We start from the raw sequence: 13,371 nt of genomic DNA, 5'->3' as shown, positions 1-13,371 counted from the left end.
GGGACGCTCGGGTGATGGGAAAGCGCTTGCCGGTTACCGTACTACGCGATGAATCGTTTTGCAAGGAATCTCGGAAATCGCTTTCCGATGCCGGTCGGCGGTGACTGACACCGGTCACAGCCTGCCACAGCGCTCAGCGTCGGTCGCCGTCGGAATCCGGGGCGACGATGCCGCGCTGGTCGATCACCGGGCTCGCGAACCCGGCGCGGTGCGTGGGATGCCTCGCGAGGTCCGTGGGCGTCACCACGGCGCCGTCCGCCGCCGCCGAAGCGTAGATCGCCGCGACGAGCTCGAGGGAACGCGCCGGCTCGGTGGCCGTGGGAGGCAGCGGGGCGCCGGCGCGGAGGGCGTCGAACACGTCGCGCAGGAGCGGAGCGTGGTCGCTGCGCTCCTCGCGGTCGGGCAGCCGCCACTCCTCCGCCTCCCGCTCGTATCCCGGGGCAGGGGTGATCCGCCAGTTCTCGTGGCCGTGCCCGTAGAGGTGATCGACGGTGACGGTGGCCTTCTGGGTGTCGATCCGGATCGAGCTGGTCTCGCGCGGAGCGACGGCGCTCGTCACCACCTGCGCGACGACGCCGCCGGCGAAGGTCACGGTGGCCGTCGAGGTGTCCTCGGTCTCGGTCTCACGATCCAGGCGCCAGAGCCGTCCTTGGACACTCGCCCAGTCGCCGAGGAGGAAGCCGAGCAGGTCGAGCTGGTGGATCCCGTGCCCGAGCGTCGTTCCCCCGCCCTCCGTCGCCCAGGAGCCCCGCCACGGCACCGCGAAGTAGTCGTCGTCGCGGTACCAGAGGGTCTGGCACACCGCGAGCAGCGGGCGTCCCAGCCTGCCGCGCCGGAGCAGGTCGCGCACGTGCGCGGCGGCCGTGCCCGTCCGCTGCTGGAACACGACCGCGAGCCGGCGCCCGGCGGACTCCGCCGCTTCCACCATCTCGGCCACCTCGTCGAGCGACGGGGCCGGGGGCTTCTCGACGATGACGTGGGCCCCTGCGGCCAGGGCGGCCAGGGCTTGGTCACGGTGAGCGGCCGGCGGCGTGCAGATGAGGACGACGTCGGGGTGGGTCGCGGCGAGGAGGTCCTCGAGCGTGTCGTGCACGACCGGCTCCCCCCACGCGGCGGCGAACGTCTCCGCGGCCGCGCGGTCCCGATCGGTGACAGCCACGAGATCGGCCGCGGGATAGGCGGCGACGGCGCGCGCGTGGAAGTGCGCAACGGCACCGGTGCCCACGATCGCGCAGCGCAAGGACGACGTCATCGGTTTCTCCTCCAGATCCGGGCGGGAACGACGTCCACCCTAGGCACGTGACGAGGAAAGCGCTATCCCATTGCGGGACGTGCAGTTAGGCTGACGCCATGCCCGCCACCTCTCCGGCTTCCTTCCTCGCGGCCTTCGATGCGGTCCGTCGCCACGTGAGCGAGGGGCGGCTTCCCAGTGCGGTGCTCGGGATCGCGACCTCGGCAGGCGTCGTCGCCCTCGATGCGTTCGGCAGCGTGGAGGGCAGGCCCGCGCGGGTCGACGACCCGCACGCCCTGTTCTCGATCACGAAGGTGCTCACCGGCATCAGCGCCGCGCGAGCCGTCGAGCGCGGGCTCCTCACCCCCCAGACACCGCTGCGCGACGCCGTCCCCGAGTTCGGAGCCGCCCGCGAGGACACCGTCCGGCTCAGCCACCTGGTGTCCCACACCTCGGGAATCTCTGAACCGCCGCTCGACACGGCCACACCGCTCCGTGCGGAACTGACCACGCGCGGACGGGACTTCGCCGCGGGAACGGCCGCGCGCTACTCCACGATCGCCTTCGACGGGGTCGCCGCCCTCATCGAGCACGCCACGGGACGGGACTGGGAGACGAGCATCGCCGACTGGGCCACGCCTCTCGGCGCCGACGGGCTGCGGCTCGACCCCGAGGGCGCCGTGCCGATCCTCGACGCCGCGCCGGCCGGCCTCGACTACGACCGCTTCGTCGCCACCCGTTCCGCGGGGGCCGCGCTGGTCGGGCGGGCCTCCGACCTGCTCTCGATCGGGTCGGCGCTCCTGCGCATCCACGAGGGCGACCGTGACGGCATTCTCGCCCCCGAGACCCTCGCCATGATGCTCCGGCCCCTCACCGGCGACGTCCCCCGGCTCGAGCCGCACCCCGTCGAGCGGGGGCAGGACTGGGGCTTCACCTGGAACCTGCGCTCGCGGGCACCTGGACTCATCGATCGCGACGTCTACGGTCACAGCGGCTGGTCGGGCACGGAGTTCTGGGTGCATCCGACCGCGGGACTCGCGTGGGTGCTGCTCACCGCGCGCGCCCAGCGGGAGGGCGTCGACGCGGACGCCCTCGACAACGCCATCGTGGCCCGCCGCTGAGGACGGCTCGCCGGGCTGCCCGCGCCCTCCGCCGCGCGAGCACCTCGACGCCGCCCGCTGTCCTCGATCCCCCGCCCTCGACCCCCGGGAAGCCCCATGCCGCTGCTCCACGTCCGCCACGAGCCCTGGCCGCGCCCCGAGCGCTCCGCCCCATTGCCGCACCCCGAGGAGGCGGCCCGCGGGCTCTCGGCGACCGACCGGACGTTCCGCCGCGACGGCGTGCCCGTCATCCCGGTCTCGGGCGAGATCCACTACAGCCGCACGCCGCGCGCGCGGTGGGCGGAGCGGCTGCGGCAGCTGCGCGCCGGCGGGATCACGATCGCGTCGACCTACGTCTTCTGGAATCACCATGTGCGCGCCGACGACACCACCTCGTTCTCGGGTCAGCTGGATCTCGCCGCCTTCGTCGACGAGGTCGCCGCGGCGGGACTGGACCTCGTGCTCCGGATCGGACCGTGGGTGCACGGCGAGGCGCGCAACGGCGGGTTCCCCGACCCCGTGCAGTGGGCCGACGTGGTGCACCGCAGCGATGACCCCGCCTACCTCACGCTCGTGCGGGAGTGGTTCGGCGCGCTCGCACGGGCGCTCGACGGGCGCGCTCGTCCCGGCGGGCCGGTCATCGGCATCCAGGTGGAGAACGAGCTCTACGACCGTCCGCAGCATCTCTCGACCCTCATCACGCTCGCTCGGGAGGCCGGGATGTCGGCACCGCTGTGGACCGCCACCGCGTGGGGCGGAGCGCAGCTGCCGGCGGGAGAGGTGGTCCCCCTCTTCGGCGGCTACGCCGACGGCTTCTGGGTCGACCCCGACGGCGGGTGGCAGCCGAACTTCCGCGCCCATTTCTTCCCGTCCCACGACTGGGACGATCCCGGCGTCGGCGACGACGTGCGCGGGCGCCTCGGGTTCGCACCCGCCGCGGATGACATCAGCCGGGCGGCCGAGCTGCACGGCTTTCCCCCCGCCACGTGCGAACTGGGATCGGGGATGGCAGCGGCCTACCACCGTCGTCCCGTGCTGTCGGCGCGCGATGTCGCCGCTCTCGCCCACGTCAAGATCGGCAACGGATCGGGATGGCAGGGCTACTTCATGTACGCGGGCGGCCGCAATCCCGGCCCCGGGCTCCAGGAGACGCAGGACACGGGATACCCCAACGATCTGCCGTCGCGCGGATACGACTTCGGCGCACCGCTCAGCCAGGCAGGTGATCCCCGCTCGTCGTCGGCGCTGCTGCGCGCGCAGCACGCGTTCCTCGCGGCCTTCGGCGACCGCCTCGGGGGGATGACCTCCAGCCTCCCCGCCGTTCGCCCCGCCGGGCTCGATGATCGATCGACGCTCCGGTGGGCGCTGCGCTCCGACGGGCGGGAGGGCTTCGTGGTGATCAGCCATCACCAGCCCTACGAGGGCGTCGAGACGGCGCGCGGGGTGCGGATCGCCGTCGAGCTCGACGATGGGACGGTCACCCTCCCTGCCGAGCCCGTCGACATCCCCGCCGGAACGCTCGCGCGGTGGCCCGTCGGCCTCGCCCTGGGGTCGACGCGGGTGCACGCGGTCACCGCCTCGGCGCTCACCCTGCTCCCGCCGGCTCCCGGCGCAGCCGATCCGACGCTCGTCGTCGTCGCCGACGCCGGCATCCCGGTGGAGATCCGCGGAGAAGACGAGGCGCCTCGGGTGGTGACGGCGGGGATCCATCGCGTCGGGGGCACGGCGGTGCTGGTGCTCGACGACGCCGACGAGGTGTGGGTGCGCGGGCAGGAGCTCTATCGCACCGATGGCGAGTTGGCCTGGGACGACGAGACCGTCCTGCTTCGCGGCGCGTCTCGACTCGATCGGTACGACCTGGCACGCGAGCGCTGGGAGCGACTCGAGACGGGCGCTCCGCCAGCGCGACGCGCCGTCCCGATCCAGACCACCCGCGCCGCCGGGCCCGTTCCCGCCGACTACGGCTTCGGCGGCTCCCGCCATCGCGCGCCGAGCCCCGCGGTGTTCGAGGACAGCGCCGCGGTCCACGCGCTGGAGATCGGCGACCCGGGCGACGATGGCGTCTTGGAGGTCGCGTGGGCGGGCGATGTCGCCGAGCTGCGCGTTGACGGCGTCACCGTGGACGACCGATTCTGGGACGGCGAGCGGTGGACCGTCTCGCTCGCCGACGTCGGCGTGACCGCCGCGAGTGCCGTCACCCTCCACGTCCTGCCCCTGTCGGAGGAGTCCACCGTCTGGCTGCCGCCGGGAGCGGCGGGCCGTCGGCACGCCGCGGCCCGCGGAACGATCGAGAGCGCGTTCCTGCGCGAGCGAGGTGCGTGGCGTCCCCTCCGCCGGGAGATAGTCGGAACCCGCCGGGGTTGACATGTGGTCGGACCACGGCGATATGCTGGCGCTGCGGGGAATGAATCGATTCATTTCTACTCGACATCCGCATCCGCCGTCGCTCTGAGAGGTCGCCATGACCGTCCCCACCTCCGCCCGCCTCACCGAACTCCTGGCTGCCATGGGCGACGCCGGGGCACGGATCTGCGCGATCGACGCGAGTGAAGCCGGTGCCGGGAACATCTCGCTGTGCCTGCGCGAGCTTCCGGGCGTTCACGACGCGTTCCCGCACAGCGAGCCTGTGACCCTCCCCCTCGCCGCCCCGGCGCTCGCCGGCCGCGTGCTCCTTGTCACGGGTTCGGGTCGGCGCCTGCGCCAGATCGCCGCCGACCCGCTCGCCGCCGTCGGTGCGGTGATCGTCGGCGACGATGGACGGGAGGCGGAGCTGCTGACCTCACCGAGGCGGCAGTTCGACCGCCTCACGAGCGAGTTCAACTCCCACCTCGCCGTCCACGACGACCGCCTCCGATCCCACGATCTCGATCTCCACGCCGTCGTTCACGCCCAGCCTCCCCACCTGACCTATCTCAGCCACATCCCGGCCTACCGCGACACCCGGGCGATGAACGCGCGCATCATGCGCTGGGAGCCGGAGTCGGTCGTGGCGCTCCCCCAGGGCATCGGCGTGCTCGACTTCGCGGTCCCGGGTTCCGCCGACCTCATGAGCGCGAACGTCGACGGACTCCGCCGCCACGAGATCGTCCTGTGGAGCAAGCACGGCGTGATGTCACGCTCGGACGTCTCGGTCACCCGCGCGGTCGACCGCATCGAATACGCCGAGACCGGCGCCAAGTACGAGTACATGGACCTCGTCGCCGGTGGCCGCGCCGAGGGCCTCACCGCGCGGGAGATCGCCGACGTCGCCGACGCCTTCGGCATCGACTCCTCCTGGGCTCCCCACCCCGCCTGACCCGCGCCGCCCACCCGCCGTCAGCCCGCGAGCACAACGGCGGATGCCAGGCACGACACGCCGCCCACCAGGAGCCCCACCCCGGCGTGTCGCGCACCGGGTCCGCCGTTGTGTCCGCCGCCGGGTCCGCCACGCCTCACACCACCGGCGCGTCCGCCCGCGTCCGCGTCAGTGGGTCGCGTCCGGCACGGGAGGGAAAGCCACCAACGGTCGTTCGCTCGCGGGAACCTCTTCCACGACCCCCACCTCTTCGTACGCCTCGAAAATCCCGGGCGACCCCCACACGGTGTTCCACACCGTCCCGTCAGGCCAGAACACGATGACGTCATGAGGACCGACCCACATGGTGGTGACCTCGAAGCTCCGCCCATCCTTCAAGATGAACCGGACTCCCTGCGTCTCCTTGCCCACGAGCGCGGTCGGGTCGGTGTGCTCGAGCGCCGTCAGGGGAACGTGGGTGACCCCCTTGACGAAGAGCGCGATCGGCTCTGCCTGATCGAGCGTGAGCTGCCGGAGGGGGTCAGGAACCTCGCCCCAGGGATACTGGTAGAGCTGGAGGGATGCCACCTCATCAGCAGTGACTCCCAGAGAGCGCTCGGTGACCGCGGGGGAACAGGAGGTGAGCGCCACAGCCGATGCGGCGCAGAGGAGGATAAGGAGGGCCCTGAGCATTTTCATGTGAGTCGCATTTTCATGTGAGTCGGAACCTCGCGTTCGATCACACGGTCGAGGAGCGGACCACGAGTTCGGGACGGAAGCGCACGTGACGCGGGGCGGACGTCGGGTCGTCGAGCCGTTCGAAGAGCGCGTCGACCGCAGCGGCACCGATCGCGCGGGCGGGCTGTCGCACCGAGCTCAACGGCACGACGGTGGACTGGGCGTACTCGATGTCGTCATAGCCGATGAGGGCGAGATCCTCCGGCACGCGGAGTCCGCCGAGGATGGCCGCCCCCTGCAGCACGCCGACGGCGAGGAGGTCGTTGGCGCAGAAGACCGCGTCCGGACGGGCGGCGGGCGAGAGCGCGGCGATGGACTCCCCCACGGTACGCCCGTGCAGGATGGTCAGCCCCTCGCTCGGCATGACGTCGAGGGTCGTGCCGGGGGTTCCGGCGAGTGCTCGACGAGCGCCCTCGAGGCGATCGGCCACCTGGCGGATGGCGGGCGGGCCGACGAACGCGATGCGCCGGCGCCCGCGCTCCACGAGGTGAGCGACGGCGAGGTGCCCGCCCTCGACGTCGTCGACGGCGACCGAGGAGAGCGTGGAGCCGGGAAGCTCGGCGTCGACCAGGACGACGGGAAGCCCCGCGGCGGCGAGCGCCGCGGCCCGACCGTCGTCGAGCGCGCGCGGCGACAGCAGCACACCGTTGACCCGCTGCTCACGGAAGAGGTCGAGGTACGCGTTCTCGCGGTCGGCGTCCTGATCGCTGTTGCCGAGCAGGACGGAGATGCCGTGTTCGGCCGCACGCTCTTCCGCCCCGCGCGCCACCTCGGCGAAGAACGGGTTGGCGCTGTCGAGCACGATGAGCCCGATGCTGCGACTGCGTCCGGCCCGCAGCTGGCGGGCGGCGTCGTTGCGGACGAACCCGAGGCGCTCGATCACCTCGTGCACGCGGGCGACCGTGTCGGGCGAGACCTTGTCGGGCCGATTGAGGACGTTCGAGACGGTGCCGACCGACACCGCGGCCGCCGCCGCGACGTCCTTCACGCTGACTGCCATAACCCGCCCGTTCCCGGTGGATCGTCCGGATTGACGGATCCTCCCGATCACACTACAGTTTGAATCGTTTCATCGCTGCCGACGCCACCTCGCGCCCCCCACGGGCCCCGGCCGCCCCTCACGAAGGAGTGTCATGACGACCCGAGTCGCCTTCGAGCTTCGCATCGCGCCGGAGCGGGTCGAGGAGTACGTCGCCCGCCACAGCCCGGTCTGGCCCGAGATGCTGGCGGAGATCGCTGCCGCCGGCCGTCGCAACTACTCACTGTTCCTCGGCGAAAATGGCCGTCTGTTCGGCTATTACGAGACGGATGACGACGCCGCCGCGCAGGCCTACCTGGCCGCGTCCCCGGTCGCCGCGCGCTGGGAGGCCGAGATGGCGGAGTTCTTCGTCGGCCTCGACGGGCGACCCGATCAGGCCGCCACCGCGCTCACCGAGATCTTCCATCTGCACGACCAGCTGCGCGCGGCATCGGCCTCCGCCCCCGCGCCCGACCCCGAAAGCGACCCCTCGTGAGCATCCTCTCCTCCGACGTCCAGTCCACTCTCGCCGCGCAGGCGATCGAGCTCCCCAGCTGGGCGTTCGGCAACTCCGGCACGCGATTCCGCGTCTTCCCCACCCCGGGAACGCCGCGCGATCCATTCGAGAAGATCGCCGACGCCGCCCAGGTGCACCGCTACACGGCGCTCGCGCCGAGTGTCGCGCTCCACATCCCGTGGGACGCCGTGGACGACTACGGGGCGCTGCGCCGTCACGCCGAAGACCTCGGGGTCTCGCTCGGCACGATCAACTCCAACACCTTCCAGGACGAGGACTACAAGTTCGGCGCCCTCACCCACCACGACGAGAGCATCCGCCGCAAGGCGATCGACCACCACCTCGCGTGCATCGACATCATGGACGCCACCGGCTCACGCGACCTGAAGATCTGGCTTGCGGAAGGCTCGAACTACCCGGGACAGAACGACATGCGGGCCCGTCAGGACCGTCTCCACGACTCGCTCCAGGAGATCTACGCGCGACTCACGGGCGACCAGCGCCTGGTCCTGGAGTACAAGTTCTTCGAGCCGGCGTTCTACCACACCGACGTTCCGGACTGGGGAACCTCCTACGTGCAGGTGGCGGCCCTCGGCGAACGCGCGATGGTGTGCCTGGACACCGGCCACCACGCCCCGGGCACGAACATCGAGTTCATCGTCATGCAGCTGCTGCGCCTCGGGAAGCTGGGCTCGTTCGACTTCAACTCGCGCTTCTACGCCGACGACGACCTCATCGTGGGTGCCGCGGACCCCTTCCAGCTCTTCCGGATCCTCGTCGAGGTGGTCCGCGGGGGCGGGCTGAACAACCCCGACGTCGCGTTCATGCTCGACCAGTGCCACAACATCGAAGACAAGATCCCGGGTCAGATCCGCTCGGTGCTCAACGTCCAGGAGATGACCGCACGCGCCCTGCTTCTCGACCGCGACGCCCTCGCGGCCGCGCAGGAGGCGAACGACGTGCTCGCGGCGAACGCCCTGTTCATGGACGCCTTCCAGACCGACGTGCGCCCGGCGCTGGCCCAGTGGCGCGAGTCGCGCGGTCTTCCCGCCGATCCGATGGCCGCCTACCTCGCTTCCGGGTACGCCCAGCGCATCGCCGACGAGCGGGTGGGCGGAACGCAGGCGGGTTGGGGCGCGTGAGCGTCACGATCGCGGACGAACGGATCGCGGGCCCCCACGGCCCGCTCCGCGTGCGGACCTACACCCCGGACCCTCCCGCCGGCCCGGGGCTGGTGTGGGCGCACGGCGGCGGGTTCGTCGCCGGCGATCTCGACATGCCCGAAGGCCACGGGGTCGCCCGAGACCTCGCCGCCCACGGCGTCACGGTCGTCAGCGTGGACTACCACCGCTCCCCCGTGCCGGAGGGATGGGACCACGAGCTGCGCCACGAGGAGGACGGACGTTACCCCGTCGCCCACGACGAGGTGGTCGCCGCCTTCGCGTGGGCGGTCGCGAGCGGACGGGCGGCAGGTCCCTGGAGTCTCGGCGGCGCCAGTGCCGGCGCGAACCTCGCAACCGGAGCCGCGCTGCGTCTCGTGCACACGGGCGGACCGGTCCCCGCCCACCTCGTGCTCGCCTACCCCACCCTCCACGCCGTGCAGACCCCGGCGAGCCCGGAGCTGCGTGCGCTCCTGGACGCCCGGCCGGCCGACGACGTCTTCACGGCGGAACTGATCCTGGAGATGTACGAGAACTACGTGGGCGGACCGGTCGGCGACGCCGACGTCTACGCCATTCCCGGCACCGCCTCCGCCGAGGAGCTGTCGGGACTGCCTCCCGTGCTGATGATCAACGACGAGGTCGACGGCCTCCGTCCCTCCGGCGAGGAGTTCGCCCGCGCCCTCGCCGCCGCCGGCGTGCGCGTGGACGTGTCGATCGAACCGGGTCAGGCGCACGGCCACCTCAACCGCCCTGGCCCCGCCGCCACGGCGTCGATCGACCGCATCGCCGCCACCCTCCTCTCCGCCTCTCACCCCACCACGAAGGAATCCGCATGACGAACGCCACGGTCGCCGATCTGCTCGCCCGCAGCAACCGCCTGGGAGCCGACCCCCGCAACACCAACTACGCGGGCGGCAACACGTCGGCCAAGGGGAGCGACATCGACCCGGTCACCGGCGAGCCGGTCGAGCTGCTGTGGGTGAAAGGTTCGGGGGGTGACCTCGGCACGCTCACCGAGGCCGGCCTCGCCGTTCTGCGCCTGGACCGTCTGCGCGCACTCACCGGCGTGTATCCGGGAGTGGAGCGCGAAGACGAGATGGTCGCCGCCTTCGACTACTGCCTGCACGGAAAGGGTGGAGCAGCGCCCTCGATCGACACCGCGATGCACGGCCTCGTCGACGCCGCCCACGTGGACCATCTCCACCCCGACTCGGGGATCGCGATCGCCACCGCGGTCGACGGCGAGGTGCTGACGACCCGCATCTTCGGCGACCGCGTGGTGTGGGTGCCGTGGCGGCGCCCCGGGTTCCAGCTCGGACTGGACATCGCGGCGGTGAAGGCCGCCCACCCGCAGGCGATCGGGACGATCCTCGGCGGCCACGGCATCACGGCGTGGGGAGACACCTCGGAGGAGGCCGAGGCGAACTCGCGCTGGATCATCGACACGGCCGCCGCCTACATCCAGGAGCACGGCGATCCGGAGCCCTTCGGGGGAACGCGTCCCGGCTACGCGGCGCTGCCGGAAGCCGAGCGGCGGAAGAAGGCCGCGGCCCTGGCCCCCACCATCCGCGGTCTCGCCTCGACCGACCGCGTGGTCGTGGGGCATTACACCGACAGCGACGTCGTCCTCGACTTCCTCGCGTCGGAGAAGGCCCCCGCGCTGGCGGCGCTGGGCACGAGCTGCCCCGACCATTTCCTCCGGACGAAGGTGAAGCCTCTCCTCGTCGACCTGCCGGCGACCGCCTCGGTCGAAGAGACCATCGCCCGACTGCGAGAGCTGCACGCCGAATACCGCGCCGACTACCAGGCCTACTACGAGGCGCATGCGAGCAGCGACTCCCCCGCGATGCGCGGCGCCGATCCCCTCATCGTGCTGGTCCCGGGTGTCGGGATGTTCAGCTTCGGTGCCCACACGCAGACGGCGCGCGTGGCCGGCGAGTTCTACGTCAACGCGATCAACGTGATGCGCGGCGCCGAAGCGCTGTCGACGTATGCGCCGATCTCCGACGCGGAGAAGTTCCGCATCGAGTACTGGGCACTGGAGGAGGCCAAGCTCCAGCGGATGCCGAAGCCGAAGACGCACCAGGGCCGCATCGCGTTCGTCACCGGTGCCGCGTCGGGGATCGGCAAGGCCATCGCCACGCGCCTGGCCGCCGACGGCGCCTGCGTCGTGGTGGCCGACCTCGACCTCGACAAGGCGCGCGCGGCCGCCGCCGAACTGGGCGGGACCGACGTCGCGATCGGAGTGGCGGTCAACGTCGCCGACGAGGCGGCGGTCCAGGCGGCGATCGATGAGACGGTCCTCGCCTTCGGCGGGGTCGATCTCGTGGTCAACAACGCCGGCCTCTCGCTGTCCAAGCCGCTCCTGGAGACCACCGAGAAGGACTGGGACCTCCAGCACGACGTCATGGCGAAGGGCTCCTTCCTCGTCTCCCGCACCGCCGCCGCCGCGCTGATCGCTCAGGGCATGGGAGGAGATGTGATCTACATCTCCTCCAAGAACTCGGTGTTCGCCGGCCCGAACAACATCGCCTACTCCGCCACGAAGGCCGACCAGGCCCACCAGGTGCGCCTGCTCGCGGTCGAGCTCGGCGAGTACGGCGTGCGCGTCAACGGGATCAACCCCGACGGCGTCGTGCGCGGATCGGGGATCTTCGCCGCGGGGTGGGGCGCCAACCGCGCCGCGACCTACGGCGTCAAGGAAGAGGACCTGGGAAAGTTCTACGCAGGCCGCACGATCCTCAAGCGCGAGGTCGTGCCCGAGAACGTCGCCGACGCCGTGTCGGTGCTCACCGGGCCGGAGCTCTCGCGCACCACGGGTCTCCACATCCCGGTCGACTCCGGCGTCGCCGCCGCGTTCCTGCGATGACCGGGCAGGTCGCCGCCGTCGACCTGGGCGCGACGAGCGGCCGCGTCATCGTCGGCCGCGTGGGCGCCGGCGTGCTGGAGACCACGACGGTCGCGCGCTTTCCGAACGAGCCGGTCGCGACGGCCGACGGGCTCCACTGGAACATCCTCGGCCTCTACGCCGCGGCGCTGGACGGTCTGCGGTCGGCGTTCACCGCCCATCCCGAGATCCGCTCGATCGGCATCGACTCGTGGGCCGTGGACTACGGGCTTCTCCGCGGCGCGCGGCGCGGGTCGGAGGGGCGCCTCTTGGGCGATCCGTTCCACTACCGCGATGCGCGGACGGCGCGGGGGGTCGATGCCGTCCACGCCCGGCACCCCCACGCCGACCTGTATGCCCGCAACGGCCTGCAGTTCCTTCCGTTCACGACCGTGTACCAGCTCGCCGCCGAAGACCCCGCCGTCCTGGCGGCCGCCGACACGGTGCTGCTGGTTCCCGATCTCCTCGCGTACTGGCTCACCGGCACCGCCCGCGCCGAGCTGACGAACGCCTCCACGACGGGCCTGCTGGACTGGACGAACGCGCGCTGGGATACCGCGCTCGCCGACGACCTCGGCATCCCTGCCGCCCTCCTCCCTCCGCTCATCGCCCCCGGCGACACCGTCGGGGCGCTGCGGCCCGAGGTCGCCCGGTCGGTCGGTGCGGGCGGATCCGGTGCGACCGTCACGGCCGTGGGCTCGCACGACACGGCGTCGGCGGTGGTCGCCGTGCCGATGCGCGCCGAGTCGGCCGTCTACATCTCGTGCGGAACGTGGGGGCTGGTCGGCGTCGAAGTCGCCGCTCCGGTGCGCACAGCGGCCGCTCTCGCGGCGAACTTCACCAATGAGGGCGGCGTGGACGGACGCGTGCGCCTGCTCCACAACGTGATGGGGCTGTGGGTGCTGAGCGAGACGATCCGGGGGTGGGAGAGAGAGGACGCCGCGCGTTCCTCCGGCACCGCTCCGGCGATCGACCTTCCCGTTCTGCTGGCCCAGGCGGCCGAAGTGCCCGCGTCCGCCGTGCCCGTGTTCGACGTGAACGACCCCCGTTTCCTCCCCCCCGGCGACATGCCGTCACGGATCGATGCCTGGTGCGACGAGCACGGCGTCGCACCGCCACGCTCCCGCGCCGGATACGCCCGCGCCATCGTGGAGTCGCTCGCGCAGGCGTTCGCCGAGGCAGGCCGCACCGCCGCCGCGCTCGGAGGCGTGGATGCGCAGGCGATCCACGTCGTCGGCGGAGGCGCCCTCAACACGCTCTTGTGTCAGCGCATCGCCGACAGGGCGGGGTTGCCGGTACTCGCCGGGCCCGTGGAGGCCACAGCGCTGGGGAACGTGCTCGTGCAGGCGCGGGCCCAGGGGCTCGTTACCGGAGATGTGGAGACGGTGCGCGGCCTCGTCGCACAGACCCACGCTCCCCGCCGCTACGACCCGCGCTGAGGCG

The 13,371-nt window shown here is 71.9% G+C and carries 11 protein-coding genes; 8 read left to right on the top strand and 3 right to left on the bottom strand.

Translation table 11 applies throughout. The features are described from left to right. Positions 1-133: 133 nt before the first annotated feature. Positions 134-1,252 carry a Gfo/Idh/MocA family protein gene (locus AVP41_RS15270; protein ID WP_067166615.1) on the bottom strand — a complete coding sequence of 373 codons (1,119 nt, stop codon included), beginning with the start codon at positions 1,250-1,252 and terminating at the stop codon, positions 134-136. 98 nt (positions 1,253-1,350) lie between these two features. On the opposite strand from AVP41_RS15270, the gene AVP41_RS15265 reads away from it, so the two are divergent. The 3 genes from AVP41_RS15265 (at position 1,351) to AVP41_RS15255 (ending at position 5,626) form a co-directional block, all read left to right on the top strand. After that, on the top strand, positions 1,351-2,352 hold the full coding sequence (locus AVP41_RS15265) for a serine hydrolase domain-containing protein (RefSeq protein ID WP_067166608.1): 1,002 nt from the start codon (positions 1,351-1,353) through the stop codon (positions 2,350-2,352). Between the two features lie 96 nt (positions 2,353-2,448). After that, on the top strand, positions 2,449-4,695 hold the full coding sequence (locus AVP41_RS15260; protein WP_067166605.1) for a beta-galactosidase: 2,247 nt from the start codon (positions 2,449-2,451) through the stop codon (positions 4,693-4,695). A gap of 97 nt (positions 4,696-4,792) precedes the next feature. After that, on the top strand, positions 4,793-5,626 hold the full coding sequence (locus AVP41_RS15255; protein WP_067166598.1) for a class II aldolase/adducin family protein: 834 nt from the start codon (positions 4,793-4,795) through the stop codon (positions 5,624-5,626). A gap of 168 nt (positions 5,627-5,794) precedes the next feature. Here the strand turns inward: AVP41_RS15255 and AVP41_RS15250 are convergent, their stop codons facing one another. Then, entirely contained in the window at positions 5,795-6,193 is a 399-nt protein-coding gene (locus tag AVP41_RS15250) for a hypothetical protein (RefSeq protein WP_231902790.1), read from the bottom strand. 151 nt (positions 6,194-6,344) lie between these two features. Beyond that, a complete protein-coding gene (locus tag AVP41_RS15245) occupies positions 6,345-7,343 on the bottom strand; it encodes a LacI family DNA-binding transcriptional regulator (protein ID WP_067166589.1) in 999 nt (332 codons plus the stop codon). Between the two features lie 133 nt (positions 7,344-7,476). Here AVP41_RS15245 and AVP41_RS15240 point away from each other — a divergent pair, with 133 nt between their 5' ends. The 5 genes from AVP41_RS15240 to AVP41_RS15220 are packed head-to-tail and all read left to right on the top strand — an operon-like array spanning position 7,477 to position 13,367. After that, on the top strand, positions 7,477-7,857 hold the full coding sequence (locus tag AVP41_RS15240; RefSeq protein ID WP_067166587.1) for an L-rhamnose mutarotase: 381 nt from the start codon (positions 7,477-7,479) through the stop codon (positions 7,855-7,857). Further along, positions 7,854-9,020 (top strand): L-rhamnose isomerase, encoded by a 1,167-nt coding sequence (rhaI, locus tag AVP41_RS15235; RefSeq protein ID WP_067166585.1) that lies wholly within the window; start codon positions 7,854-7,856, stop codon positions 9,018-9,020. Before AVP41_RS15240 ends, rhaI begins: the two co-directional genes overlap by 4 nt. Then, positions 9,017-9,877, top strand: a complete 861-nt coding sequence (locus AVP41_RS15230) for an alpha/beta hydrolase fold domain-containing protein (protein ID WP_067166580.1) — start codon at positions 9,017-9,019, stop codon at positions 9,875-9,877. The genes rhaI and AVP41_RS15230 overlap by 4 nt, the downstream gene beginning before the upstream one ends. Beyond that, a complete protein-coding gene (locus tag AVP41_RS15225; protein WP_067166575.1) occupies positions 9,874-11,910 on the top strand; it encodes a bifunctional rhamnulose-1-phosphate aldolase/short-chain dehydrogenase in 2,037 nt (678 codons plus the stop codon). The genes AVP41_RS15230 and AVP41_RS15225 overlap by 4 nt, the downstream gene beginning before the upstream one ends. Further along, the gene (locus AVP41_RS15220) at positions 11,907-13,367 is read left to right on the top strand and encodes a rhamnulokinase (protein ID WP_067166572.1); all 1,461 of its coding nucleotides are present in this window, start codon (positions 11,907-11,909) and stop codon (positions 13,365-13,367) included. The genes AVP41_RS15225 and AVP41_RS15220 overlap by 4 nt, the downstream gene beginning before the upstream one ends. Positions 13,368-13,371 lie beyond the last annotated feature (4 nt).

Origin of the sequence: Microbacterium sp. TNHR37B (assembly GCF_001620065.1) — a bacterium.
GTDB lineage: Bacteria > Actinomycetota > Actinomycetes > Actinomycetales > Microbacteriaceae > Microbacterium.
This window is presented reverse-complemented; position numbering and strand designations above follow the sequence as displayed.

Bases quoted from the DNA above. Each gene is read 5' to 3' on its own strand.
- AVP41_RS15270 (WP_067166615.1), bottom strand. From the start codon at position 1,252: ATGACGTCGTCCTTGCGCTGCGCGATCGTGGGCACCGGTGCCGTTGCG.
- AVP41_RS15265 (WP_067166608.1), top strand. From the start codon at position 1,351: ATGCCCGCCACCTCTCCGGCTTCCTTCCTCGCGGCCTTCGATGCGGTC.
- AVP41_RS15260 (WP_067166605.1), top strand. From the start codon at position 2,449: ATGCCGCTGCTCCACGTCCGCCACGAGCCCTGGCCGCGCCCCGAGCGC.
- AVP41_RS15255 (WP_067166598.1), top strand. From the start codon at position 4,793: ATGACCGTCCCCACCTCCGCCCGCCTCACCGAACTCCTGGCTGCCATG.
- AVP41_RS15245 (WP_067166589.1), bottom strand. From the start codon at position 7,343: ATGGCAGTCAGCGTGAAGGACGTCGCGGCGGCGGCCGCGGTGTCGGTC.
- AVP41_RS15240 (WP_067166587.1), top strand. From the start codon at position 7,477: ATGACGACCCGAGTCGCCTTCGAGCTTCGCATCGCGCCGGAGCGGGTC.
- AVP41_RS15225 (WP_067166575.1), top strand. From the start codon at position 9,874: ATGACGAACGCCACGGTCGCCGATCTGCTCGCCCGCAGCAACCGCCTG.
- AVP41_RS15220 (WP_067166572.1), top strand. From the start codon at position 11,907: ATGACCGGGCAGGTCGCCGCCGTCGACCTGGGCGCGACGAGCGGCCGC.